Origin of the sequence: Bradyrhizobium sp., from assembly GCF_035273305.1 — a bacterium.
GTDB lineage: Bacteria > Pseudomonadota > Alphaproteobacteria > Rhizobiales > Xanthobacteraceae > Bradyrhizobium.
Genome location: NZ_DATEPI010000169.1, coordinates 1 through 24,315, shown reverse-complemented (window position 1 = coordinate 24,315; position 24,315 = coordinate 1). Strand labels below are relative to the sequence as shown.

The following is a 24,315-nucleotide window of genomic DNA, read 5'->3' as shown; positions in this document are numbered from 1 at the left end:
AAGCCCAACAAGGCGGACTGGCTCGACGGCAAATGGGCCGGCTTCAAATCGGCGGACGCGGAAGAAGAGGCGCGTCGCGGAGTAACCGGCGTTGACGTCGCCGTATTGAAGGACATCGGCCGCAAGATCACCAGGGTGCCTGATGGCTTCAGGATTCATCGTACTATCCAGCGCTTTCTGGAAAATCGGGCCAAGGCGATCGACAGTGGTGTCGGCATTGATTGGGCGACCGGCGAAGCGCTGGCGTTCTGTACGCTGTTGGAGGAAGGCCATCACGTCCGGCTATCGGGACAGGATAGCGAACGCGGCACCTTCTCACAGCGGCACTCGGTGTTGATCGATCAGGAGGACGAGAGCCGCTACACGCCTTTCAATCATCTCGGCGGCGACCAGGGGCACTACGAAGTCATCAACTCGCTGCTTTCAGAAGAAGCGGTGCTCGGCTTCGAATACGGTTATTCGCTCGCTGAGCCGAACGCGCTGACAGTATGGGAAGCCCAGTTCGGAGATTTCGCCAACGGCGCCCAGGTGCTGTTCGACCAGTTCATCTCGTCGGGCGAACGCAAATGGCTGCGCATGTCGGGCCTCGTGTGCATGTTGCCGCACGGCTACGAAGGGCAGGGGCCGGAGCATTCTTCCGCTCGACTGGAACGCTTTCTGCAGATGTGCGCCGAAGACAATATGCAGGTTGTCCATCCCACGACGCCGGCCAACTTCTTCCACGTCCTGCGGCGCCAATTGCATCGTGAGATCCGCAAGCCGCTGATTCTCATGACGCCGAAATCGTTGTTGCGCCACAAGCGTGCGGTCTCGAAGCTGGATGAATTGGGAGCCAACACCACGTTTCATCGCATCCTCTACGATGATGCGGCGATGCTGCCTGACGAAAAAATCAAGCTGGTGCCCGACGCCGATATTCGCCGCGTCGTGCTTTGCTCCGGCAAGGTCTATTACGATCTCTACGAGGAGCGTGAAAAGCGCGGCATCGATGACGTTTACCTGATGCGGATCGAGCAGCTCTATCCAGTGCCGCTGAAGGCGCTGGTGCAGGAGCTCGGACGCTTCAAGAAGGCCGAGGTGGTTTGGTGTCAGGAAGAGCCGCGCAATATGGGGGCCTGGCATTTCATCGAGCCGTATCTCGAATGGGTGCTGAATCAGATCCAGGCGACGAACAAGCGTCCGCGTTACGCCGGCCGCGCCGCGGCAGCGGCCACCGCGACAGGCTTGATGTCCAAGCATGTGGCGCAACTGAAGGCGCTACTCGACGAGGCGCTGAACTGAACCAGTGCATCCTGCGCCGTGAAAGCCGGCGCAGGGTTTTTCCCGACGATTTATGTTTAAGCCAGGCTCGACGCGAGAGGAAACGAACCGATGACTGAAATTCGCGTGCCGACGCTCGGCGAGTCCGTTACCGAAGCCACGATCGGCCGCTGGTTCAAGAAGGCCGGCGATGCGGTTGCCGTCGATGAGCCGTTGGTCGAGCTCGAAACCGACAAGGTCACCATCGAAGTCCCCGCGCCATCGGCAGGAACGCTCGGTGAGATCGTTGCCAAAGATGGCGAGACCGTCGCGGTGGGCGCGTTGCTCGGTCAGATCAAGGAAGGTGGCGCCGGTGCCTCTGCCAAGGCTGCAGCGCCCGCTGCAAAGGCCGCCCCAAGCGCTGCGGCCCCTGCTGCGCCGGCGCCAGCAGTCCCGAAGGCTGCCCCGGCGGACGTGCCGCTGGCACCTTCGGTGCGCAAAATTTCCGCCGAAAGCGGGATCGATGCCGCTACCGTTCCTGGCTCCGGCAAGGACGGCCGGGTAACCAAGGGCGACATGCTCGCGGCAATCGAAAAGGCGGCGTCCGCGCCGACACCGGTCAATCAACCCGCCGCAGCAGTTCAGGTGCGCGCTCCATCCCCGGCCGATGATGCCGCGCGCGAAGAGCGCGTGAAGATGACGCGCCTGCGCCAGACCATCGCCCGCCGCTTGAAGGACGTCCAGAACACGGCCGCGATGCTGACGACGTTCAACGAAGTCGACATGAGTCACATCATGGCAATGCGAGCCCAGTACAAGGACGTGTTCGAGAAGAAGCACGCCAGCAAACTGGGATTTATGGGCTTCTTCACCAAAGCTTGTGTGCAGGCGCTAAAGGATATCCCCGCTGCCAATGCCGAGATCGACGGCACCGACTTGATCTACAAGAATTATTATCACATCGGCGTTGCTGTCGGCACCGACAAGGGACTGGTGGTGCCGGTGGTGCGCGACTGTGACCAGAAGTCGATCGCCGAAATCGAAAAGAGCATCGCTGATTTCGGCCGCCGCGCCCGCGATGGCCAGCTCAAGATCGATGAGATGCAGGGCGGCACGTTCACTATCACCAACGGCGGCATCTATGGATCGCTGATGTCGACCCCGATCTTGAACGCACCGCAGTCGGGCATTCTCGGTATGCACAAGATCCAGGATCGTCCGGTCGCGATCGGCGGCAAGGTCGAAATTCGCCCGATGATGTACCTGGCGCTGTCTTATGATCACCGCGTGATTGACGGCAAGGACGCCGTGACATTCCTGGTGCGCGTCAAGGAAAGCCTGGAGGATCCGGCACGCCTGGTGCTGGATCTTTGACGTGCGGTTTGATTGGCCGATCGGCGGCACATCAGCGCAAGCACCGGACCGACGGCTCGCTTCGATGATGTCCGCCGGCTATCAGACCGCGGCGATCATGCTCAAATCGACACATGAGGTGATGATCCGATTGACTGATCGGGTCATGATCAATGGGAGTGAATTTTGACTGACAGAGTTGCCATCGTCACCGGCGGAAGCCGCGGCATCGGCCGCGCTACCGCCATCGCCGCCGCGGGCCGCGGCTTTCGGGTTTGCGTCGGATACGTCAGCCATGAAGCCGAGGCGCAAAGCGCGGTCTCCGCCATCCAAGCGAAGAACGGCAAGGCGATCGCAGTGAAATGCGACGTCGGCAAGGAGAGCGATATCCTTGCGCTGTTCGAGGCGGCCGACAAGTTCGGCACCTTGGGCGCGCTGATCAACAATGCCGGGATCGTCGGCGCAACGTCGCGCGTCGATGAAATGTCCGCCGAGCGCATTCAGCGGATGATGGCTGTCAATGTCAGCGGAAGTATCCTTTGCGCGCGCGAAGCCGTGAAGCGGATGTCGACACGTCACGGCGGCAAGGGTGGCGTCATCGTCAACCTGTCCTCGGTTGCCGCAAAACTCGGCTCGCCCAATACGTACGTCGATTATGCCGCATCCAAGGGCGCAATTGACTCCTTCACGATAGGGCTGGGCCACGAGGTCGCCGGCGAGGGCATTCGCGTCGCGGCGATCCGGCCCGGACTGATCGACACTGAAATTCATGCCAGCGGCGGGGAGCCAGACCGTGCCCACCGGCTCAGCCATATGGTGCCGATGAAGCGCGTCGGCACCGCGGAGGAAATCGCAAACGCTATCCTCTGGCTGATGTCGGACGAGGCTTCCTACGTGACCAGCGCCATTCTCGATGTGTCCGGCGGTCGCTGATCGCGTGTCAATCTTCAGTTACAGGGTTTACCAGTCATGGCCAATTACGATCTTGTTGTCATCGGCACCGGTCCTGGCGGATATGTCTGCGCGGTGAGGGCCGCCCAACTCGGGATGAAGGTCGCCGTAGTTGAGAAGAACGCGACACTCGGCGGTACCTGCCTCAACGTCGGATGCATGCCGTCGAAGGCATTGCTGCACGCATCGGAAATGTTCGAGGAGGCCGGGCACAGTTTCGCCAAAATGGGCGTGGGCGTTCCCGCGCCGAAGCTCGATCTTGGCGCGATGATGAATTTCAAGCAGCAGGGGATCGACGGGAACGTCAAAGGCGTCGAGTTCCTGATGAAGAAAAACAAGATTGATGTCATCACGGGCAAGGGCAAGATAGCCGGCGCCGGTAAAGTCGAAGTGGCCGGTGCCGATGGCAAGACGCAGTCGCTCGATACCAAAAACATTGTCATCGCCACCGGCTCCGATGTCGCCCAACTCAACGGCATCGAGATCGATGAGAAGCGCATCGTGTCGTCGACTGGCGCGCTGTCACTCGAGAAAGTGCCGCAAAAATTGCTGATCGTCGGTGCAGGAGTGATCGGCCTCGAATTGGGCTCGGTCTGGCAGCGCCTTGGCGCGCAGGTCACGGTAGTGGAGTTTCTCGACCGGATCTTGCCTGGCATGGATGGAGAAGTCGCAAAGCAATTTCAGCGCATCCTCGAAAAGCAGGGTTTCGCGTTCAAGCTCGGCTCCAAGGTCAGTGACGTCGACACTTCGGGCAAGATGTTGTTGGTGCAGGTCGAGCCGGCTGCGGGCGGCAAGTCCGAAACTATGCAGGCTGACGTGGTGCTGGTCGCAATCGGTCGTGTCCCGTACACGGAGGGGCTTGGGTTGAAAGAGGCCGGCGTCGCGCTCGATGAGCGCGGGCGGGTGAAGATCGATTCGCATTTCGCGACGAGCGTGAAAGGCGTTTACGCCATTGGCGATGTGGTCGCGGGGCCGATGCTCGCGCACAAGGCGGAGGACGAAGGCGTCGCTGTTGCGGAGATTCTTGCCGGGCAGGCTGGTCACGTGAACTACGACGTCATACCGGGCGTGGTGTATACCACGCCCGAGGTGTCGGCGGTGGGCAAGACCGAGGAAGAGCTGAAACAGGCCGGCGTGGCCTACACGTCAGGCAAATTCCCGTTTACGGCCAATGGTCGCTCCAAGGTCAACCAGACCACCGAAGGGTTCGTAAAGATTCTCGCAGATGCGAAGACAGATCGCGTGCTCGGGGTTCACATCGTCGGCCGTGAAGCCGGTGAAATGATCCATGAAGCCTGTGTTTTGATGGAATTTGGCGGCTCCGCCGAAGACCTGGCACGAACCTGCCATGCCCATCCGACTCGCTCGGAAGCCATCAAGGAAGCGGCGCTTGCAGTCGGCAAGCGCGCGATCCATATGTGACGACAGCCCGGCAAGCCGGACAATTTGGATGATGCGGCGAATTCTTCAACCGATCTGGGTTCTGCTCGCGATCATCTTCCTGATCGAGGCCTGGCTGTGGGACCATCTCGAGCCGATCGTTGCCTGGTTCGTGGCGCTGATCCCGCTACGCGCCTTCAAGCAATGGCTCGCTGACCGCGTTGATACTCTGTCCCCGGCGATGACATTGATCGTCTTTGTCGTGCCGGTGATCCCGCTGTTTCCTCTGAAGCTTGTCGGCTTCTGGCTGCTCGCACACGAACATTGGATGAGCGCGGTGCTCACCATCATCCTGGCCAAGTTCCTCGGCGTTGGCGTCGCTGCTTTCGTGTTCGATGTGACGCGGGACAAATTGCTGGAAATGAATTGGTTCGAAGCCCTTTATGATTTCGTGATCGAGGTGAGAGCGAAAGCAAGCGAGCTCGTCGACCCCATCAAATCGCGCATCAGGGAAGCGTTGGGTGGCGATGGCAGCGGCAGCGGTTGGTCGTCACGCACGCTGCGGCTAATCCAGCGCTTCCGAAAAAGCGTGCACGAAGCGCGCTGATCTCAATTGGCTGGTCCCAAGATTCTTCTGACGCGTTTTCTTCACGCGAACAGGCATCCACTTCGCTCGAAAACACTCTAATGCAGGTGCAGCAGATGCGGCATGAACGCGCCGAGCGCGGTAAATGCAATTCCGGCTAGCGTCAACAGGCCCGAAATCCACGCCAATGCGATGATGCCGGTGATGATGGTCGCCGAAGCCAGCACGATGCCGATCTGAAATGCCGCCGACGCGAGCTCGAAGTGATGATACTTCGCGGTGGCGAGGTCGCGCTCTTCCTCGGCGTGCTTGGCGCGTTCGGCAAGCTGCTCGGTGCCTTCACCGGTCTCGGGTTCGGAACGATAGCGCCCGGCCGTTTTCTGCCAATCGTCGATCTGCTTTTGCAGCGCCGCCTTGGCGTTGGCGTCGCCCAAGCTGCCGAGGCTTAGTTTAGATTGGTCCGAAGCCGTTTGCACCACGGTGCGGCGAATGCTCTTGGCCTGAAAGAATGCCCAAAGGTTCGAAGCCTCGACGTTCTTGCTGATGGATTCGGTCTGGGCACCCTTGCCGAGTGTTTCCGAAAGCGCAAGGAAGAGCGCGATCACCGCAATGAGCAATGCGATCTTCTTGTTCTCGCCGGAAGCGTGCTCGACGTGTTCGGCGTGCTCCATGCTTTCGTGTGCGCTCATGATTGCCTCCCGGGTAGCCCGTCTCAACGATTGACCGAACAATTCCGTCTGCGCAAGAGCAAAGCGGATGCGAAGGTGACATCACGTTTGGGAATGCGCCCTCAGGCGCGCGGATGCGCGGTTTTATAGACCTCGAGCAGCCGCTCGCTATCGATGCCAGTGTAGATCTGCGTCGTCGAAAGCGAAGCATGGCCGAGCAATTCCTGGATCGCGCGCAAATCGCCGCCGCGACCCAACAGGTGGGTCGCGAACGAATGTCGTAGTGCGTGGGGTGTCGCGCTATCCGGCAAGCCCAACGCGCCGCGCAGCCGTTCCATCGTGAGCTGGATAATTCGCGGGCTGAGCGGTCCCCCGCGGGCGCCGACAAAGATCGGCCCCTCCGGCGGCAATTGATGGGGGCACATCGCCACGTAGTCCTGCACAAGCTGCAGCACGTTTTGCAGAACGGGCACCATGCGGGTCTTGTTGCCCTTGCCGGTCACGACCAGCACGTCACCGGCGCCCGGCAAAGGCACGTCGCGGCGTCGCAAACCGAGCGCTTCCGAAATGCGCAATCCCGAGCCGTACAACAGCGCCATCACCGCGGCATCGCGGGCCCAGATCCAGGGATCACGGGTGTCGCCGGCGCGTTCCTCGGCGTCGGCAAAACGCTTCGCCGCCGTCACCGGAACCGGCTTTGGCAGGCTCTTGCCAATTTTGGGCGCGCGGATCGCCGACAACGCCCCGACTTTGCCGCTTCCCTCACGTTCGAGGAAGCGGCCGAACGAACGCAGGCCGGCGAGCGCTCGCATCAAGGAACGGCCGCCGATCGCGGAGCTGCGCCGCATCGCCATGAACGCCCTGATGTCGCTGGCCTCCAGCGCGGCGAAGCCCGGCAGCGTTACTCGTGAACCCCAGTGCTCGCTCAGAAAGGCGAGGCACTGGCGAACGTCGCGTGAATATGCGTCCAACGTTTTCGGTGACAATCGGCGCTCGCTGCGCAAATGGGCAAGCCAACGGGTCATCTCACGCGCGAGATCGTCGTCAGCACAGTGGAGTTCGATCGGTTGCGCGAGAGCTGATTCGGCCATGGGTGGCTCAGCCAATAAGGTCTTCAGGATGGGGATGGCGCTCGATGATTTGTGGCGACTATATCGCACTTGTTTCGTTTACCGTTCACTAATTGACGCCCACCGCTGCCGCACACTGGCCCCAATCCGGTTGCGGTCCTAAGTTAGCGCGCGCCCTTTGGCTTCGAGTCTGATTCTGCGATGGACCATTCCGCCCGTGCCACTACGTCATCTTTATCATCGACGCATGTCGTCGATGTGCTGGTGCCGGTCGCGCTCAATCAGAATTATTCATACCGGGTGCCCCGCGGCATGGAGCTAAGGCCCGGCGATGTCGTCTGCGTGCCGCTGGGTCCGCGTGAGGTGGTCGCCGTGGTATGGGCCGAGAATGCCAGCCCCGATCCGCGGCTGCACAATCGCCTCAAGGACGTCGCGGAGAAACTCGACGTGCCGCCGCTAAAGCACGAACTGCGCTCCCTGGTGGATTGGGTCGCCAACTACACGCTATCGCCACGCGGCATGGTGCTGCGGATGTGCCTGCGGATGGGCGAGCATCTCGGACCGGAGCGGGTCAGGATGGGCGTTCGCCTGGTTTCTGAACCACCCAAGCGGCTGACACCGGCGCGACGACGGCTGATCGAGGTGCTCTCGGACGGGCTGCTGCACGGAAAATCCGAAGCCGCCAAGGAAGCCGGAGTTAGCGCCAGCGTGATTGACGGCCTAGTCGACGAAGGCACATTGATGGCGCAACCGATGCCGCGCGCGGTATCGCCGGCCGGTCCGGACCCTTCATTCGCCACGCCCGAATTTTCCCGCCAGCAGCGCACCGCGGTGGATGCCATGCGGGCGCTCGCGGCCAATGGCAGCTTCCATGTCGCGCTGCTCGACGGCGTCACCGGTTCGGGCAAGACCGAAGTGTCCTTCGAGGCCATTGTCGAGGTCATCCGTCGTGGCAAACAATCACTAATCTTGATGCCGGAAATCGCGCTCACCGGTCAGTTCCTCGATCGGTTCGCACAGCGCTTCGGCGTGCGGCCACTGGAATGGCACTCCGAACTGACGCCCCGCACACGACAGCGCAATTGGGCCGCGATCGCGGCCGCCGAAGCGCCCGTCGTGGTTGGTGCGCGTTCGGCGCTGTTTTTGCCGTATGGCGATCTCGGACTGATCGTGGTCGATGAGGAGCACGACCAAGCCTACAAGCAGGATGACGGCGCGCATTACCACGCCCGCGACATGGCGGTGGTGCGCGCGCACATTGCCAAAATTCCCGTCGTACTGGCTTCGGCGACGCCTTCGGTTGAGACCGAAGTGAATGCGCGGAAGGGCCGCTATCAGCGTATCGTGCTGCCCTCAAGGTTTGGCGGCCAGCACATGCCGCATATCGAGGCGATCGATCTGCGTCGCGAGGCGCCGCCGCGGGGTCGCTTCATTTCCCCAAGGCTCGCTGAACAGATACAGATTGCGGTCGAGCGCCGCGAGCAGGCGCTGCTGTTCCTCAATCGGCGAGGCTATGCGCCCCTGACGTTATGCCGGGCCTGCGGGCATCGGTTTGCCTGTACCATCTGCGACGCCTGGCTGGTCGATCACCGTTTTCGCAAGCGCCTGGTTTGCCACCATTGCGGCTTCTCGATGCCACGTCCGCATCTTTGCCCGCATTGCGCCGCCGAGGAATCACTGGTTGCGGTCGGTCCGGGGGTCGAACGCCTGCAGGAAGAAGCCGCCAACCTGTTCCCGACCGCGCGGACGATGGTGTTGTCGAGCGACCTGATCACATCCATCGAGACCATGCGCACTGAATTGAACGAGATCGCGGAGGGCCGAGTCGATATCATCATCGGCACCCAGCTCGTGGCCAAAGGCCATAACTTTCCCCGGCTCAATCTGGTTGGCGTGGTTGACGCCGATCTCGGGCTCGGCAACGGCGACCCTCGTGCCGCCGAGCGCACGTTTCAACTGCTAAATCAGGTGATCGGACGTGCCGGGCGCGATCAGGGACGCGGCGTCGGCTATTTGCAGACGCATCAACCCGAGCACCCCGTGATGAAGGCGCTGGTAGCGTGCGATCGCGCGGCATTCTACGCGAGCGAGATCGAAAACCGGGAGCGCGCCGGCTATCCGCCATTCGGCCGGTTGGCGAGCCTGATCATTTCGGCGGGGGATCGCCCGAGCGCTGAAGGTTTTGCGCGCAAGCTGGCTGCAATTGCACCGATTGATCCGAGAATTCAGGTGTTGGGACCCGCCGAAGCGCCGCTTGCAGTCATCAAGGGCCGTTATCGATTCAGGCTACTCGTAAAGGCGGCGCGGCTCGTCGATCTATCGGAATATCTCCGCGAGTGGCTCGCGGCCGGTCCGAAGACCAAAGGCAATCTCAAGCTTGAGGTCGACGTCGATCCGCAGACCTTTTTGTGACGTGGATTTAGAAGCTCAAACTCTGAGTGGCCGCAACCAAACAAACATAAAGAAAGCCTGCCCTCGCTGACGAAGGCAGGCTCCTTTTTATTTCGGGCAGTTTCTCAGCCGAGAAGCTGGGGCGTGCCCAGCGTCAGATGACCTCGGCCGTTACGCGTCCCACGCCGGCTCCCGTCAGACCGACCGCACGCGCGGCGGCGGTTGATAAGTCGAGGACCCGGCCACGGATGAATGGGCCGCGATCGTTAATCGTCACCACGACGCTGCGGCTACCGTGCGTTACCCGGAGCTTGGTCCCGAACGGCAGCGAACGGTGGGCTGCGGTCAAGGCGTTCTGGTTGAAGCGCTGGCCTGAGGCGGTTCGGCTCCCGGACTCGTTACCGTAGTAAGACGCGATCCCCGAGAAACTACGTCCTCCGATCGACGCGTTGGCATTGCGCCAGGCGCTCGAAGAGGAGGCGGCCGGAGCGTTGCTGGCGTGATGATGGCGATAGGCGTGATGATGATGCCGATGCGACTTCGCCGAAGCTTCGGTGATGCTGCCACCGATCAGAACAGTTGCGGCTACGACGGCTAGCGCGGTGCGTGGCCGGGCGGCATTTCCCAGTCTCGCGTTTTTCAATTTCAGCATACTCAGCATATATATAAGTCCCTCAAGATAGTATTGTCACATGTGTGACAAGTGGAACCCCCGCTCCATTTCGCATGCGAGCCGTTTGCTGGTCTAATGAGGCAGAAAAGCGGTCGTAAAACCCGTTTGTCTCAACCTGAAACAACTCGTTACCCAACTTAGCTTCTAGTTTAAGAACGTCAATTACCAAATCTTGTATGCTTTTTACTACGTATTACTTCAAATTACTGCTGAACCAAGTTTTATTCCGGAGGGCCAAGTTTTTCACCAAGTAATGATCGCCCTGAACCGCCACGGTTCCAGCCTGTGTGTTCATTGAGCAGGCGCACATGCGAGTGGAACAAAATCCGGGGCTACGATCTGTGAGGAGGCCCGAACGTTGCGATCGCCGACGCTGCCTTGGTGTGCAGCCGAGGCGACGATTGGTCTGCTGCATGTGACATGGCGCAGCGGCGGCCCAGGTTATGTTGCACCTGCGCTCATGCTATGTTAGCAAAGCCGCGATTTTAACGATCATGGTATTACCCATACTGGTCGAAAATCGAAGTCCCGCTTGAATTCCAAGGGCTTGGATCGCAGGCGCCGCATCGTTGGCGACGGTTTTCCCCCTTGCGAGTTTGACAGCAAAAAGAGCGCGCCTGTGGCTGCAAAAGATCCGACCGTTTCGGGAGTGTCCGGCCGTTATGCAACGGCCCTGTTCGAGCTGGCGCGCGATGAAAAAATGGTCGATGCGGTCAAGAACGACCTCGATAGATTCGATACGATGCTGGCCGGCAGCGCCGACCTCAAGCGGCTGGTCCGCAGCCCGGTGTTTTCGGCTGACGCGCAGTCAAGGGCGCTGAGCGCGGTACTCGAGAACGCGGGCATCACCGGCATTTCCGCGAACTTCCTGAAGCTTCTCACCGCTAATCGGCGGCTGTTTGCGGTCACGGACGTGATCCGCGCATTTCGCGCTCTGGTTGCCAATTTCAAGGGCGAAGCGACCGCGGAAGTAACCGTAGCCGAGCCGCTCAGCGACAAGAATCTCGAGTCCCTGAAGGTCGCACTGAAGTCGGTGACCGGCAAGGATGTTACGCTCAACGTCAAAGTCGATCGCTCCATTATCGGCGGCCTGGTCGTCAAGCTCGGCAGCCGCATGGTGGATAGTTCGCTTCGCACTAAACTCAATTCGATCAAGCACGCGATGAAAGAGGCAGGCTGATGGATATCCGCGCCGCGGAAATTTCCGCGATCCTCAAGGATCAGATCAAGAATTTCGGCCAGGAAGCCGAGGTTTCCGAAGTCGGACAGGTGTTGTCAGTCGGTGACGGCATTGCGCGCGTCTATGGCCTCGACAACGTCCAGGCCGGCGAAATGGTCGAGTTCGAAAACGGTACTCGCGGCATGGCGCTGAACCTCGAAACCGACAACGTCGGCATCGTGATCTTCGGCGCGGACCGCGAGATCAAGGAAGGCCAGACGGTCAAGCGCACCCGCGCCATCGTTGATACGCCGGTTGGCAAAGGCCTGCTGGGTCGCGTAGTTGACGCGCTCGGCAATCCGATCGATGGCAAGGGCCCGATCCAGGCGAGCGAGCGCAAGCGCGTCGACGTCAAGGCGCCCGGCATCATTCCGCGCAAATCGGTCAATGAGCCGATGGCGACCGGCCTGAAGGCCATCGACGCGCTGATCCCGATCGGTCGCGGCCAGCGCGAGCTGATCATCGGGGACCGGCAAACCGGCAAGACCGCGATTGCGCTGGACAGCATCCTGAACCAGAAGCCGCTCAACGCCCAACCGGACGAGAAGATCAAGCTGTATTGCGTCTACGTCGCGATCGGTCAGAAGCGTTCGACGGTGGCTCAGTTCGTCAAGGTGCTCGAAGAGCAGGGTGCGTTGGAATATTCCATCATCGTGGCGGCGACCGCTTCCGATCCGGCCCCTATGCAATATATCGCCCCATTCACCGGCTGCACGATGGGCGAATATTTCCGCGACAACGGCATGCACGCGGTCATCATCTATGACGATCTTTCAAAGCAGGCCGTCGCGTACCGTCAGATGTCGCTGCTGCTGCGGCGGCCGCCCGGCCGCGAAGCTTACCCTGGGGATGTGTTCTACCTGCATTCGCGCCTGCTCGAGCGCGCAGCCAAGCTGAATGACGACCACGGCTCGGGATCGTTGACGGCGCTGCCGATCATCGAAACGCAGGCCAACGACGTTTCGGCCTACATTCCGACCAACGTCATCTCGATCACCGACGGCCAGATCTTCCTTGAGACCGATCTGTTCTTCCAGGGCATTCGTCCGGCCGTGAACGTCGGCCTTTCAGTGTCGCGCGTTGGGTCTTCGGCACAAACCAAGGCAATGAAAAAAGTTGCGGGCAGGATCAAGGGCGAACTTGCTCAATACCGCGAAATGGCCGCGTTCGCGCAGTTCGGCTCCGATCTCGATGCATCGACCCAGCGGCTGCTCAACCGCGGCTCGCGACTGACCGAACTTCTCAAGCAGCCGCAGTTCTCGCCGCTGAAGATGGAAGAGCAGGTCGTGGTGATCTACGCGGGCGTCAACGGCTATCTCGATGCGCTTCCGGTCGCCAAGGTGCGAAGCTTTGAAGATGGCTTGCTTTCGCTGCTGCGCGGAAAGAACGTCGACATCCTCAACGCCATCCGCGATACCCGTGATCTCAGCGACGATACCGCCGCCAAGCTCAAGACGGTGGTCGAGGGCTACGCCAAGACATTCGCCTAATAAGACATTCGGGATAAGTCAGCCGCAATGGCCAGCTTGAAAGACATGCGGGTCCGCATCGCCTCCACCAAGGCGACGCAGAAGATCACCAAGGCCATGCAAATGGTCGCGGCCTCGAAGCTGCGCCGCGCTCAGAACGCCGCTGAAGCGGCGCGGCCCTATGCGGAAAAGATGGACGCGGTTATTTCCGGCATTGCGAACGCGACGGTGGGCTCGCCGGGCGCGCCCGTGCTGCTGGCCGGAACCGGCAGCGATCAGGTGCACCTTCTGCTGGTCTGTACAGGTGAACGCGGTCTTTCCGGCGCCTTCAACTCATCGATCGTTCGTCTTGCCCGCGAGCGCGCGCTGGCGCTGATGAATCAGGGCAAACAAGTCAAATTCTTCTGCGTTGGTCGTAAGGGTTACGACCAGCTGCGACGCACTTTCGAGAAGCAGATCGTCGAGCATGTCGAGCTGCGGTCGGTTCGTCAGCTTGCCTTTGTGAACGCCGAAGATATCGCCAAGAAAGTCATTGCGCGTTTCGAGGCAGGCGAGTTCGACGTCTGCACCCTGTTCTATTCACGTTTCAAGTCGGTGATCGCGCAGATTCCGACCGCGCAGCAGATTATTCCGCTGGTGGTGGAAGCGCGCCCTGCCAATGCCGGCCCCGCGACCTCTTATGAATACGAGCCCGAAGAGGATGAGATTCTTAGCGGTCTTTTGCCGCGCAATCTCGCGGTGCAGATTTTTCGTGCCCTGTTGGAGAACAACGCCTCGTTCTACGGTGCGCAGATGAGCGCGATGGACAACGCCACCCGCAACGCTGGCGAGATGATCCGCAAACAGACTCTGATGTACAACCGGACCCGGCAGGCGATGATCACCAAGGAGCTGATTGAAATCATCTCCGGCGCCGAGGCTATCTGATCGCCGCAGCGGTCGTTTGATATACGAATTCGAAGGAGAGAGTTTCCATGGCTACATCCGCCAACCAGACCGGGCGCATCACGCAAGTCATCGGCGCCGTTGTCGACGTGCAGTTCGAAGGCTACTTGCCCGCGATTTTGAACGCGATCGAAACCAAGAACGGCGGCAACCGCCTGGTGCTTGAAGTCGCTCAGCATCTCGGTGAATCCACCGTGCGTACGATCGCGATGGACACCACAGAAGGCCTGGTGCGCGGTCAGGAGGTGAACGACACCGGCGCGCCGATCCGAGTGCCCGTCGGTGCCGGCACGCTCGGGCGCATCATCAACGTCATCGGCGAGCCGGTCGATGAAGAGGGCCCGGTGAAAGCGGAGGGCATGCGCGCGATCCATCAGGAAGCGCCGACTTACACCGATCAGTCCACGGAAGCTGAAATTCTCGTCACCGGCATCAAAGTCGTGGATCTATTGGCGCCCTACGCCAAGGGCGGCAAGGTCGGCCTGTTCGGCGGCGCGGGCGTCGGCAAAACGGTTCTGATTCAGGAGCTGATCAACAACGTCGCCCGTGCCCACGGTGGATATTCGGTATTCGCAGGCGTCGGCGAGCGTACCCGCGAAGGCAACGACCTCTATCACGAGTTCATCGAGTCGGGCGTCAACAAAAAGGGCGGCGGCGAAGGCTCCAAATGCGCGCTGGTGTATGGGCAGATGAACGAGCCCCCTGGCGCGCGTGCGCGCGTCGGTTTGACCGGACTTACGGTCGCCGAATACTTCCGCGATCAGGGCCAGGACGTGCTGTTCTTCGTCGACAATATCTTCCGGTTTACTCAGGCGGGTTCGGAAGTGTCTGCGCTGCTCGGCCGTATTCCATCCGCGGTGGGCTATCAGCCCACCCTCGCCACCGACATGGGCGCGCTGCAGGAGCGCATCACCACGACTAACAAAGGTTCGATCACCTCGGTGCAAGCGATCTACGTGCCGGCCGACGACTTGACCGACCCGGCGCCCGCGACTTCGTTCGCCCACTTGGATGCGACGACGGTGCTGAACCGCGCGATTTCGGAAAAGGGTATCTATCCCGCGGTGGATCCCCTGGATTCGACATCGCGCATGCTCTCACCACTGATCGTGGGAGAGGAGCACTATCAGACCGCGCGCATGGTCCAGCAGGTGCTGCAGCGTTACAAATCGCTGCAGGACATCATCGCCATTCTGGGCATGGACGAGCTTTCAGAAGAGGACAAGGTCACGGTGGCGCGCGCGCGCAAGGTCGAGCGCTTTCTCTCGCAGCCCTTCTTTGTCGCCGAAGTCTTCACCGGCTCGCCGGGAAAATTCGTCGATCTCGCCGATACCATCAAGGGTTTCCGCGGGCTATGCGAAGGCAAGTACGATCATCTGCCTGAGGCCGCCTTCTACATGGTCGGCAACATCGAAGAGGCGGTTGAAAAGGGCAAGAAGCTCGCGGCGGAAGCAGCGTAGTAGACGCACGGCAAGCATCGATTAAAAAAGTCACCGTCGCTACCTCGGACTGATCTAAGCCATCGCTCATCTAAGCCATTTGCAATTTTTGGGTATCCCATGGCCACCTTCCACTTCGATCTCGTCTCGCCCGAAAAGCTTGCTTTCTCCGGCGAGGTTGATCAGGTCGATGTTCCGGGAGTCGAAGGCGACTTCGGCGTGCTCGCCGGTCATGCGCCGATCGTGGCGGCGATCCGGCCCGGAATCCTGACGGTGACGTCAGGAGGCACGCACCAGAAAATGATCGTGCTCGGCGGCCTGGCCGAAATGTCGGACAACGGTCTTACGGTTCTGGCCGACGTGGCCACTTCGATCGAAGAGCTCGATCGGGCGCGGTTCGCCGACAAGATCTCGGAGATGGAAGCCAAACTGTCCGAAAAGGAAGGCTCGGCGCTCGACCGCGCGATCGAACGGCTCGATCATTTCAAGAGCATCCAGCATCAGCTCAACACCACCGCGCTACATTAGAGCACGATTTCACGCGGTCGGTTGATCACGGCCCGTAGCGGCAAACACTCCGAATTGTTGGGCGACGATCCGGTATACGTCGCGCCTGAATGGCACCACGATCTCGGCCACGCGCTCGAGACGTTCCCATCGCCAACAGTCGAATTCAACTGCCTGTCCATTACGAGGCGTCAGCGGATCGATCTCGTCGTCTGAGCCAGTGAAGCGCAGTGCGAACCATTTCTGGCGCTGGCCGCGGAATTGGGCCAATCGATGTGAAAGCGGTCCGGCGAACGGCGGAAATTCATAAGTCAACCAATCGGTTTCACCAAGATATGAGGCGTTGACCACGCCCGTTTCTTCCCAGAGTTCGCGCATCATCGCCTCGCGCGGATTTTCGTTGGCATCGATTCCTCCTTGGGGCATCTGCCACTCAAGGCCGGGCAGAATGATTTCCGGTCCGTCATCCCTGAAGCGACGCCCAATCAGCACACGACCGGAAGCGTCGAACAGCGCGATCCCCACATTGGGGCGATACGGTTTTTCATCCGTCATATTGATTGCTGTCATTCGGTGCGTGCGCCGGCGCCAACAGAACTGAGATCATGAGCCTATCAGGTCAACCGCGTGCTGGTCACTGAATGGCGCATGATGTTATTGCCAAGCCGCCGCACACTTCGCCAGTTTCTCATGGTGAGGAGCGCGGCAAAGCCGCGCGTCTCGAACCCACGAGGCCGGAATCATTCAACCCCGCTCGGGCGCGCGTTATCTCGATCTTTCGAGACGCATCGCTTTGCGATGCCCCCCTGGATGAAGGTCACGTGCTGTGTTTGCTGATGGTAGCGCCGTCGGCGTGTCAGCCGCCCGTGTAAATCGCCGGCCTCTGATCTCATGTTTACTGCAGCACCGTCGAAAACACGTTCCAGATTCCGGATTACGCTCCAGCCGGTACGAGCCTCGAGAATTCCTTCACTACCCGTTCGTAAACCGGCCGTTTGAACGGCACGATCAGTTCGGGGAGATTCTTCATGGGCTCCCAGCGCCAGCTAACAAACTCCGCCTTGTGCCCGCCGCCCGGGCTGGCGACATTGATCTCGGAATCGTCGCCGGTGAAGCGCACCGCGTACCATTTCTGCCGCTGGCCGCGGTAGCGTCCCTTCCAGGCGCGCCCGGCAACGGTTCGGGGGATATCGTAAATGAGCCACTCGGGCAGTTCCCCTATCTTCTCGACCGAACGGACGCTAGTTTCCTCGTAGAGTTCCCGTTTCGCGGCTTCCCAGGTGTCCTCGCCCGGATCAACCCCGCCTTGCGGCATCTGCCAGACGTGCGCTTCGTCAACGTGTTCGATGCCGCCGGCGCGGCGACCGATGAAGACAAGCCCTGCCCGGTTGATCAGCATCATGCCGACGCATGTTCGATACGGCAGGTCGTCGTAGCGCGCCATCCCTCAGAGCCTCTCCGTACTTACACGGCCTTCAGCGGTGGACTGAAACAGGCTCGCGTCGCACCAGCCGATTGATGTTCAACCGGATTTTGATTTCAGCATCGCTGTTGTCAATGGAGCAAGCATGATGCCACGGCCTTCAAGCGCCTTGGTCCAGACGCCGATGCGCTCGATCGAAATCGGCAGCGCCGAAGCGATGCCAACCGCCATTCCTCGTTCTTTCGCCAGTGTTTCGAGTTTGGCCAACGCCCGGTCGATTTCCACCGCCGTTGGCACGGCATCGATCGAGATATCTGCCTTGGCGAAGGGCACGGTTTGACCGGCCGCAAGGGTAGCGGCGACGCTACGCGGCGCAGCACCGTCATCGAGGTAACCAAGTCCGCGCTTGGCGGCCTCGCGGAGGATGGGCTGCATCACCGCATCACTGACAACGAAGCGCGAGCCCATGAAGTTGGCAATGCCGGCATACCCCTGGAATCGGCTGAGGTGCCAATACAGCCGGTCGATGTTCTGCTCCGGTGTCAGCGTCGTCAGGAGGGTTTGCGGGCCTGGATCGTTGTCAGGATAATCAAACGGCTCCATCGGGACCTGCAGCAGAATTTCATGGTGCTGCGCGCGCGCCTGCTCAGCCAACTTGCGGGGATCGGCGCCATAGGGCGTAAATGCCAGCGTCACCGCCGCCGGCAGTTTCATGATGGCGTCAGTCGTTTTGGCGGCGCCGACACCAAGGCCGGCGACGACGATGGCAACGATTGGCATCCGGGCCGCCTTGGCGCGGTCGGCGTCCGCGGCATAGGCCGTGAATGGTTTTACGCCGTCGAAGATCGCGGGGATCATGCCGTGACGTGATTTCTCCAGAAGACGCGTATCGATGCCGGCCATGATTCCAGAGACTTCGTCGGGCCCGGCTTGCTCCGCCGCGTCACCCGCGATCACGACGCTTTGGCGCGTGCCACTGGATCCATCGATAATGGTGACGGTCTTCTGTCCGCCTGCGGTCGCCTGTTTTGGCGCGGATTTAGCCGCGTGCGCGGAAGCATCCGGGGTTGTCGCGCTCGCTTTTTCCTGGGTCGCCTGACGTATTGCTACGCGTGCGATCGGCTCACCACCCAACGGATTGTCGTTGAACACCGCGAAGCCAAGGAAAGTGACCAGAAACAGGCCGAGCAGTACCGCAATCGCCTGGGTGCCGGTAAAGGGCAGCCGGTAGCGTCGCTTCCGGCGTAACGTGTCCTGTCCAAGTGGCGTGCTCAGATCGTCGGCCGTGTCTGCCATGAACCTCCCCGAATCAGCAGGGTGACGATACCACGGCGGGGCAAGCCGGCGGCAGCGTTGACCGGCTACGGCTCTTTGCGAGAGTCGGCTCAGGCGCGTGTCAAGCTGGCCGCGCGCGCAAAAAAGGGCGGCCTCAAAGCCGCCCTTTCGAATGCATTAGCGAGCCGCCGAGGCGTTCAGTTCGCGGCCTTGCTGGCAGACTTGTCCGTCGTAGTCTTATCCGCCGTCGTGTTGGTCTTGATCCCGTGCAAGAGGTCGTCCGCGGTCTTGAGCGCCTTGTCGTCCTTGGCATCCGGCGGCACGTAGGATTGCGACCCGGTCTTCTCGTCGCCTTCCGATTTCAAGTGGCCGCGCAGGGATGCTTCCCCCTTGGTGTCGGTCCGCGCTTTCAACTCGTCGGGCACGTCCTGCAGCACTTCGATATCGGGAACGATGCCCTTAGCCTGGATCGACTTGCCCGAAGGCGTGAAGTAGCGCGCGGTGGTAAGCCGGAGCGCGCCATTACCGGAGCCGAGCGGGATGATGGTTTGCACCGAACCCTTGCCGAAGGAACGCGTGCCGACCAGCGTCGCACGCTTGTGATCCTGCAGCGCGCCGGCCACGATTTCGGAAGCCGAGGCCGAGCCGCCGTTGATGAGAACGATAACCGGCTTGCCCTTGGTTAGATCACCGGGATGGGCGGAACGGCGCTGGGTTTCCTCCGCATTGCGACCGCGCGTCGAGACGATCTCGCCGCGCTCGAGGAAGGCGTCGGACACGGTGACGGCTTCTTCAAGCAGACCGCCGGGATTGTTGCGCAGGTCGATGACGAAGCCCTTCAGCTTGTCGCCGATCTGATTGGTGAGATTGGCGACTTCCCGCTTCAGGCCTTCGGTCGTTTGCTCGTTAAAGGTGGTGATCCGGATATAGGCGATGTCGTCAGCTTCCACGCGCGCCCGCACCGAGCGGACACGGATGTTATCCCGAACCAACGTGACTTCGATCGGGTTGTCCTGACCTTTGCGGATGATCTTCAGCCTGATCTTGGTGTTGACCGGGCCGCGCATTTTCTCGACGGCCTGATTGAGGGTCAGACCCTGCACGGCTTCATCGTCAAGATTGGTGATGATGTCGTTTGCCATGATGCCGGCCTTGGAGGCCGGCGTCTCGTCGATTGGCGAGACAACCTTGATCAGGCCATCTTCCATGGTGACTTCGATGCCGAGACCGCCGAACTCACCGCGGGTCTGCACCTGCATGTCCCGGAAGCTCTTGGCGTCCATGTAGCTTGAATGCGGATCGAGCCCGGCCAGCATTCCGCTGATTGCCGATTCGACCAGCTTGCTGTCGTCGGGCTTCTCGACGTAGTCGCTACGGACCCGCTCGAACACGTCTCCGAACAGATTGAGCTGGCGATAGGTGTCCGAGGTCGCGGCCCGCGCGCTCGATCCCATCAACACCGCGCGAGGCTGAGTCACAAACAACGTCAGTGCTGCGCCCGTCACGGCGCTGAGGAGAACTACAGAAGTCTTGCGCATCATCCGCGGACCTTTTCGCCTTCATTTGCGGCCCACCATGGGCCTGGATCGATTGGAGTGCCGTCCTTACGGAACTCAACATAGAGCACGGGTTGGCTCGCGTTGGTCGCGAGAACAGATGCGACCTGGGATGTTGTCCCCATGGTCGCGACCGGCTCACCCGTAAGTACAAACTGGCCGATATTAACCGAAATGCGCTCCATCCCGGCGATCAATACATGATACCCGCCACCGGCATTGAGGATCAAGAGTTGTCCGTAGCTGCGGAACGGACCTGCATACACAACCCAGCCATCACACGGTGTTGTGACCTGTGCACCTGGCCGGCTAGCCAAGGAAATGCCTTTTTGTACGCCACCTGCGCCATCGGAACCGCCAAAATCACGAATCTTCACGCCATTAACCGGCAGCGCAAATAAACCCTTGGCTGAAGCAAACGCGATCGCCGGCGCGAGCCGGGCCGGGTCTCGAAGCGCGCCCAGATTCGGTTTGCCGTTAGCGGCTGCGGGCGCGCCTTGCAGGCTGGCGGCGGCAGCCACCTTGGCTGCACTCTTCAGATCCTGCTCCATCTTCGCAATCAGGCCTTGCAGGCTGTCGACCTGCTTGGATAACGCGATTGCACGCGCGCCTTCCAATTCCATGTCCTTTTCGATCGAACTCTGTTGCCGCTGCCGCTCATCGACCAGCGCGGCGAGCCGTGTCTGGTTATCCCTTAGCTTGTCGCGATCAAGCGCGAGGGTGGCCCGCTCGGTGGCGATGGCTTTGCGTAGCGTAACCAGCTCGGCCAGATCGGTGCTCAACTTTTCCGCCCGCCCGCGCAACTCCGGCACCACCGAGCCAAGCAGCATCGCGGTCCGAAGCGATTCCAGCGCGTCTTCAGGGCGTACCAGCAAGGCCGGCGGGGTGCGCCGTCCGGCGCGTTGCAGGGCCGCCAGCACCTCGATGATCTCGGAACGGCGCGAATCGAGCGAGCTGCGAATCTGCTGCTCGCGCAAATCGAGCGGACGCAGCCGCGCCTCGGCATCGCCGATCCTGGTCTCGACGCCACGCACTTGCGAGGCGATATCAATAAGTTGCTCATTGAGCTTGCTGCGGTCCTGACCGATCGCTTCGATTTCGGCCTTGAGCTTCGCTTGCGCTTCCACGGAGCTCTTTTGCTGCGCGCGGGTGGCCTCGAGTTCTTGCTCACGCTGTTTGATCGTGTCCGGCGAAGCTGCCGCTGCCTGCGGTGTTGTGCTTGCGAGCTGTGCCGAGGCTGGCGCAAGGCTCAACCCTGAAAATCCCGCGGACAACAACGCGATCGAAAGCGGAATACGAACGGAAAATATGCGGCTCTGGCCGATCGTCTCAGGATAAGAATGATTGTCCCGGGTTGGCTGCATTGAACCTGGCGGCGCTCTTTCAAGGCTTGCGTCTGGCGCGGCTTACGCGCGGTGATACGGGTGTCCCGCCAATATGGTAGCGGCCCGATAAATTTGTTCCAAAAGCATGATGCGAACCATTTGGTGCGGCCAGGTCGCGCAGCCGAACGCCATCGTCAGCTTCGCCTTGCGCCGCAATTCGGGCGAAAGTCCGTCCGCGCCGCCGATTGTGAAAATTGTGTTTGGGACCTGCTGGTCTCGCCAGCGGCCAAGATGCCCTGCAAACGTTGCGCTATCGATGTTTTCGCCGTGCTCGTCAAGCGCTACGAGCACGGATTTCTCGGGAATCGCGGCCGAAATGGAGGCCGCTTCCTCGCTCATCCGCGTGGCGCTATCGCGCGCGCGGCTTTCGGCAATTTCGTGGATATCGAGGCCTCGAAAGCCGAGCTTGCGACCGAGGTCATGGAAGCGCTCCCGATAGCGCTCAGTCAGTTCGCGCTCCGGGCCTTGCTTGAGCCGGCCAATTGAAACGAGGATGAGGCGCATGGTGGCACTTCCGCGAAGGCGTCGCCTCGAACCTGATCCGAACGCGCAAGCCGATTTGCCGCACAAAAGTCCTGAAATCAACATTGGTGCGCCATGCGGTGACAACACCGCAAAGGCCACGCCTTGCGGCGGCCAGCATGTCCGACATGCGCCTGAGCCGTTCCTTCGGCTCAAGGGTTCGTTAGATCGCCTTCGCCGATATCGGGCCCTGAGTCCACAATTTTTCCAGATTGTAGAACTCGCGCACCTCCGGCCTGAACACGTGCACGATCACGTCACCGGAGTCGATCAACACCCAGTCGCAATTGGGCAAGCCTTCGATGTGGATGGGTTTGATACCGGTTTCCTTCAGGCCTTTCGCAACATTGTCCGCGATCGCGCCGACGTGCCGGTTTGCCCGGCCCGAAGTGACGATCATATAGTCGGAAAATGCAGATTTACCACGAAGGTCGATGGTGACCGTTGCTTCCGCCTTCATATCAGCCAGGCGAGAGAGGATCATATTGAGGGTCTTGTCGGCGTCGGGTTGCGCCTTCAAGGCCGCGGCGTGTGTCGATGTTTTACGCGCTTTCGGTAAAACAGACTTGGACAATACAGATGTGGCCAGGGACCATTTCCTTTCGCTGTATCGCGAGCGCCGAATCCGAAGCGCCCACTTGCATACTAGACATGTGGGGTTAATGGTTTCAACATTCCAGTGGCGCTTCCCTCACTTGTTCTTCCAACTGCCGTTCGGGTTCCGCAGCCCGGTCGAGGACAGATCCAGCTTGAGGCCGGTCAGAAATACCCATGCCGGCGGGCGCAGATCCGCAAGTCTGGCCGCCTTGCTTTCGGGCAATCGATAACGCGCCAGCGCTTGCGCGGCGGGCGCCGCCAGCGCGCGAAAGTTTTGCCCGGGACGGTCGATGATGGCCAACGGCACCTCCGATGCGATCCGCCGCCAGTTCTGCCAGCGGTGAAATTGCGCGAGATTGTCGGCACCCATGATCCAGACCAGGCGCAGCCCGGAAACTCGGCGGCGCAGATAGCTCATGGTGTCGGCAGTATATTGCGTGCCAATGACGGATTCGAGACAGCTGATGTCGATGCGTCCATCATTGGCCATCTGGCGCGCCGCCCTCACGCGCTGTTCGAGGCTGCGCAAGACGCCATGTTCCTTGAGCGGATTGCCCGGACTTACGAGCCACCACACGCGGTCAAGTTGCAACCGCTTGATCGCAAACAGACTGATCGCCCGATGCGCTTCATGAGGCGGGTTAAACGACCCGCCGAGCAGTCCGATACGCATGCCCGCGGTGTGCAGCGGCAGAGCTTGAGCGACGGACTGCGTTGCGGCGGAAGCCAAGTTCAACTGCGCCATCGCATGCTGAGGAACGGGCTGGCGCTCACGGGCGAGTCTGCCCGGTGCCATGGACGAGGTACTTGAAGCTGGTCAGTTGCTCCGCGCCGACTGGACCGCGAGCGTGAAATTTGCCGGTTGCAATGCCGATTTCGGCGCCGAAACCGAACTCGCCCCCGTCGGCGAACTGGGTCGATGCGTTGTGCAGCACGATCGCCGAATCGACCTGATCGAGAAACCGCCGCGCGGTGGCTTCGTCTTCGGTTACGATTGCATCGGTGTGATGTGAACCGTGGGTGTGAATATGCGTAATCGCTTCGTCAAGACCGTCGACCACTTTGGCTGCGATGATGGCGTCCTCATATTCGATACCCCAGTCTTCGTCGGTCGCCGGCTTCACCCTGGAATCGGTTCGCTGCACGGTTTCGTCGCCGCGGACCTCGCAGCCGGCATCGATCAGCATTTCGACCAATGGCCTTAACGTGGTCGACGCGCCAGCGCGATCGACCAGCAGGGTTTCGGCCGCGCCGCAGACGCCAGGCCGGCGCATCTTGGCGTTCAGCACGATCGATTTCGCCATCTCAAGATTGGCGGCACGATCGACATAGACGTGGTTGACGCCTTCCAGATGCGCGAACACCGGCACGCGTGCCTCGGCTTCAACCCGCGCCACTAGGCTCTTGCCCCCGCGCGGCACGATCACGTCGACTCCGCCATTGAGACCGCTTAGCAGCAGGCCCACGGCGGCGCGGTCGCGCGTCGGCACCAGCGTGATCGCCGCCTCGGGCAGACCGGCCTCGCGCAAGCCTTGCACCAGACAATCGTGGATGGCACGGCAGGAGCGGAAACTCTCGGAGCCTCCGCGCAGAATTACCGCGTTGCCGGATTTCAGGCACAGCACGCCGGCATCGGCAGCGACGTTGGGGCGACTTTCGAAAATAAC

Annotated in this window: 23 protein-coding genes and 1 pseudogene; 12 read left to right on the top strand and 12 right to left on the bottom strand. The window is 60.8% G+C overall.

From position 1 onward, the window contains the following. The 6 genes and pseudogenes from sucA to VJV58_RS12035 form a co-directional block, all read left to right on the top strand. A pseudogene (gene sucA, locus VJV58_RS12060) lies at positions 1 to 1,281 on the top strand (2-oxoglutarate dehydrogenase E1 component); the annotation flags it as partial. 90 nt (positions 1,282 to 1,371) lie between these two features. Beyond that, entirely contained in the window at positions 1,372 to 2,613 is a 1,242-nt protein-coding gene (gene odhB, locus VJV58_RS12055; protein ID WP_324137574.1) for a 2-oxoglutarate dehydrogenase complex dihydrolipoyllysine-residue succinyltransferase, read from the top strand. A 1-nt stretch (position 2,614) separates the two neighbouring features. Further along, positions 2,615 to 2,782, top strand: a complete 168-nt coding sequence (locus VJV58_RS12050) for a hypothetical protein (protein WP_324137573.1) — start codon at positions 2,615 to 2,617, stop codon at positions 2,780 to 2,782. After that, positions 2,779 to 3,525 (top strand): SDR family oxidoreductase, encoded by a 747-nt coding sequence (locus VJV58_RS12045; protein ID WP_324137572.1) that lies wholly within the window; start codon positions 2,779 to 2,781, stop codon positions 3,523 to 3,525. The genes VJV58_RS12050 and VJV58_RS12045 overlap by 4 nt, the downstream gene beginning before the upstream one ends. 36 nt (positions 3,526 to 3,561) lie before the next feature. After that, a complete protein-coding gene (lpdA, locus tag VJV58_RS12040) occupies positions 3,562 to 4,965 on the top strand; it encodes a dihydrolipoyl dehydrogenase (protein ID WP_324137571.1) in 1,404 nt (467 codons plus the stop codon). A gap of 28 nt (positions 4,966 to 4,993) precedes the next feature. Beyond that, a complete protein-coding gene (locus VJV58_RS12035; protein WP_324137570.1) occupies positions 4,994 to 5,530 on the top strand; it encodes a hypothetical protein in 537 nt (178 codons plus the stop codon). 77 nt (positions 5,531 to 5,607) lie between these two features. Here VJV58_RS12035 and VJV58_RS12030 read toward each other — a convergent pair whose 3' ends face one another. Then, positions 5,608 to 6,198, bottom strand: coding sequence for a DUF4337 domain-containing protein (locus VJV58_RS12030; protein ID WP_324137569.1), 591 nt, complete (start codon positions 6,196 to 6,198; stop codon positions 5,608 to 5,610). Between the two features lie 101 nt (positions 6,199 to 6,299). Further along, positions 6,300 to 7,268, bottom strand: a complete 969-nt coding sequence (locus VJV58_RS12025; RefSeq protein ID WP_324137568.1) for a tyrosine recombinase XerC — start codon at positions 7,266 to 7,268, stop codon at positions 6,300 to 6,302. A 180-nt stretch (positions 7,269 to 7,448) separates the two neighbouring features. Here VJV58_RS12025 and VJV58_RS12020 point away from each other — a divergent pair, with 180 nt between their 5' ends. Further along, the gene (locus VJV58_RS12020; protein ID WP_324137567.1) at positions 7,449 to 9,659 is read left to right on the top strand and encodes a primosomal protein N'; all 2,211 of its coding nucleotides are present in this window, start codon (positions 7,449 to 7,451) and stop codon (positions 9,657 to 9,659) included. Positions 9,660 to 9,792: 133 nt separating this feature from the next. Here VJV58_RS12020 and VJV58_RS12015 read toward each other — a convergent pair whose 3' ends face one another. After that, the gene (locus tag VJV58_RS12015; RefSeq protein WP_324137566.1) at positions 9,793 to 10,290 is read right to left on the bottom strand and encodes a septal ring lytic transglycosylase RlpA family protein; all 498 of its coding nucleotides are present in this window, start codon (positions 10,288 to 10,290) and stop codon (positions 9,793 to 9,795) included. Positions 10,291 to 10,930: 640 nt separating this feature from the next. On the opposite strand from VJV58_RS12015, the gene VJV58_RS12010 reads away from it, so the two are divergent. The 5 genes from VJV58_RS12010 to VJV58_RS11990 all read left to right on the top strand — a co-directional run bounded on the left by VJV58_RS12010 (position 10,931) and on the right by VJV58_RS11990 (position 15,911). Then, positions 10,931 to 11,491 (top strand): F0F1 ATP synthase subunit delta, encoded by a 561-nt coding sequence (locus VJV58_RS12010; RefSeq protein ID WP_324137565.1) that lies wholly within the window; start codon positions 10,931 to 10,933, stop codon positions 11,489 to 11,491. After that, positions 11,491 to 13,020, top strand: coding sequence for a F0F1 ATP synthase subunit alpha (gene atpA, locus VJV58_RS12005; RefSeq protein ID WP_324137564.1), 1,530 nt, complete (start codon positions 11,491 to 11,493; stop codon positions 13,018 to 13,020). Before VJV58_RS12010 ends, atpA begins: the two co-directional genes overlap by 1 nt. Positions 13,021 to 13,047: 27 nt before the next feature. Beyond that, entirely contained in the window at positions 13,048 to 13,926 is an 879-nt protein-coding gene (locus VJV58_RS12000) for a F0F1 ATP synthase subunit gamma (protein ID WP_324137563.1), read from the top strand. A gap of 47 nt (positions 13,927 to 13,973) precedes the next feature. Beyond that, on the top strand, positions 13,974 to 15,404 hold the full coding sequence (gene atpD, locus VJV58_RS11995) for a F0F1 ATP synthase subunit beta (RefSeq protein WP_324137562.1): 1,431 nt from the start codon (positions 13,974 to 13,976) through the stop codon (positions 15,402 to 15,404). A 99-nt stretch (positions 15,405 to 15,503) separates the two neighbouring features. Beyond that, positions 15,504 to 15,911, top strand: a complete 408-nt coding sequence (locus VJV58_RS11990) for a F0F1 ATP synthase subunit epsilon (RefSeq protein ID WP_324137561.1) — start codon at positions 15,504 to 15,506, stop codon at positions 15,909 to 15,911. Between the two features lie 9 nt (positions 15,912 to 15,920). Here the strand turns inward: VJV58_RS11990 and VJV58_RS11985 are convergent, their stop codons facing one another. The 9 genes from VJV58_RS11985 to VJV58_RS11945 form a co-directional block, all read right to left on the bottom strand. Further along, positions 15,921 to 16,445 carry an RNA pyrophosphohydrolase gene (locus tag VJV58_RS11985; RefSeq protein WP_324137575.1) on the bottom strand — a complete coding sequence of 175 codons (525 nt, stop codon included), beginning with the start codon at positions 16,443 to 16,445 and terminating at the stop codon, positions 15,921 to 15,923. A gap of 379 nt (positions 16,446 to 16,824) precedes the next feature. Beyond that, a complete protein-coding gene (locus VJV58_RS11980) occupies positions 16,825 to 17,334 on the bottom strand; it encodes an RNA pyrophosphohydrolase (protein ID WP_324137560.1) in 510 nt (169 codons plus the stop codon). Between the two features lie 78 nt (positions 17,335 to 17,412). Continuing rightward, on the bottom strand, positions 17,413 to 18,609 hold the full coding sequence (locus tag VJV58_RS11975) for a divergent polysaccharide deacetylase family protein (RefSeq protein WP_324137559.1): 1,197 nt from the start codon (positions 18,607 to 18,609) through the stop codon (positions 17,413 to 17,415). 176 nt (positions 18,610 to 18,785) lie between these two features. Beyond that, entirely contained in the window at positions 18,786 to 20,129 is a 1,344-nt protein-coding gene (locus VJV58_RS11970) for a S41 family peptidase (protein WP_324137558.1), read from the bottom strand. After that, positions 20,126 to 21,508 (bottom strand): murein hydrolase activator EnvC family protein, encoded by a 1,383-nt coding sequence (locus tag VJV58_RS11965; RefSeq protein WP_324137557.1) that lies wholly within the window; start codon positions 21,506 to 21,508, stop codon positions 20,126 to 20,128. The genes VJV58_RS11970 and VJV58_RS11965 overlap by 4 nt, the downstream gene beginning before the upstream one ends. Before the next feature lie 42 nt (positions 21,509 to 21,550). Then, the gene (rlmH, locus tag VJV58_RS11960; protein WP_324137556.1) at positions 21,551 to 22,033 is read right to left on the bottom strand and encodes a 23S rRNA (pseudouridine(1915)-N(3))-methyltransferase RlmH; all 483 of its coding nucleotides are present in this window, start codon (positions 22,031 to 22,033) and stop codon (positions 21,551 to 21,553) included. Positions 22,034 to 22,214: 181 nt separating this feature from the next. Beyond that, on the bottom strand, positions 22,215 to 22,571 hold the full coding sequence (rsfS, locus tag VJV58_RS11955; protein ID WP_324137555.1) for a ribosome silencing factor: 357 nt from the start codon (positions 22,569 to 22,571) through the stop codon (positions 22,215 to 22,217). Positions 22,572 to 22,742: 171 nt separating this feature from the next. Beyond that, positions 22,743 to 23,393, bottom strand: coding sequence for a nicotinate-nucleotide adenylyltransferase (locus VJV58_RS11950; protein ID WP_324137554.1), 651 nt, complete (start codon positions 23,391 to 23,393; stop codon positions 22,743 to 22,745). 25 nt (positions 23,394 to 23,418) lie between these two features. Further along, on the bottom strand, positions 23,419 to 24,315 hold an 897-nt coding region (locus VJV58_RS11945), incomplete at its 5' end, for a glutamate-5-semialdehyde dehydrogenase (protein WP_324137553.1).

What these genes read in the sequence shown, in the direction of transcription:
- VJV58_RS12000 (WP_324137563.1), top strand. Translation starts at nt 13,048, where the DNA reads ATGGCCAGCTTGAAAGACATGCGGGTCCGCATCGCCTCCACCAAGGCG.
- lpdA (WP_324137571.1), top strand. Translation starts at nt 3,562, where the DNA reads ATGGCCAATTACGATCTTGTTGTCATCGGCACCGGTCCTGGCGGATAT.
- rlmH (WP_324137556.1), bottom strand. Translation starts at nt 22,033, where the DNA reads ATGCGCCTCATCCTCGTTTCAATTGGCCGGCTCAAGCAAGGCCCGGAG.
- VJV58_RS12020 (WP_324137567.1), top strand. Translation starts at nt 7,449, where the DNA reads ATGGACCATTCCGCCCGTGCCACTACGTCATCTTTATCATCGACGCAT.
- odhB (WP_324137574.1), top strand. Translation starts at nt 1,372, where the DNA reads ATGACTGAAATTCGCGTGCCGACGCTCGGCGAGTCCGTTACCGAAGCC.
- VJV58_RS11975 (WP_324137559.1), bottom strand. Translation starts at nt 18,609, where the DNA reads ATGGCAGACACGGCCGACGATCTGAGCACGCCACTTGGACAGGACACG.
- atpD (WP_324137562.1), top strand. Translation starts at nt 13,974, where the DNA reads ATGGCTACATCCGCCAACCAGACCGGGCGCATCACGCAAGTCATCGGC.
- atpA (WP_324137564.1), top strand. Translation starts at nt 11,491, where the DNA reads ATGGATATCCGCGCCGCGGAAATTTCCGCGATCCTCAAGGATCAGATC.
- VJV58_RS11985 (WP_324137575.1), bottom strand. Translation starts at nt 16,445, where the DNA reads ATGACGGATGAAAAACCGTATCGCCCCAATGTGGGGATCGCGCTGTTC.
- VJV58_RS11950 (WP_324137554.1), bottom strand. Translation starts at nt 23,393, where the DNA reads ATGGCGCAGTTGAACTTGGCTTCCGCCGCAACGCAGTCCGTCGCTCAA.
- VJV58_RS12025 (WP_324137568.1), bottom strand. Translation starts at nt 7,268, where the DNA reads ATGGCCGAATCAGCTCTCGCGCAACCGATCGAACTCCACTGTGCTGAC.
- VJV58_RS11990 (WP_324137561.1), top strand. Translation starts at nt 15,504, where the DNA reads ATGGCCACCTTCCACTTCGATCTCGTCTCGCCCGAAAAGCTTGCTTTC.
- VJV58_RS12015 (WP_324137566.1), bottom strand. Translation starts at nt 10,290, where the DNA reads ATGCTGAAATTGAAAAACGCGAGACTGGGAAATGCCGCCCGGCCACGC.
- VJV58_RS12030 (WP_324137569.1), bottom strand. Translation starts at nt 6,198, where the DNA reads ATGAGCGCACACGAAAGCATGGAGCACGCCGAACACGTCGAGCACGCT.
- VJV58_RS12035 (WP_324137570.1), top strand. Translation starts at nt 4,994, where the DNA reads ATGATGCGGCGAATTCTTCAACCGATCTGGGTTCTGCTCGCGATCATC.
- VJV58_RS11980 (WP_324137560.1), bottom strand. Translation starts at nt 17,334, where the DNA reads ATGGCGCGCTACGACGACCTGCCGTATCGAACATGCGTCGGCATGATG.
- VJV58_RS11970 (WP_324137558.1), bottom strand. Translation starts at nt 20,129, where the DNA reads ATGATGCGCAAGACTTCTGTAGTTCTCCTCAGCGCCGTGACGGGCGCA.
- VJV58_RS11965 (WP_324137557.1), bottom strand. Translation starts at nt 21,508, where the DNA reads ATGCAGCCAACCCGGGACAATCATTCTTATCCTGAGACGATCGGCCAG.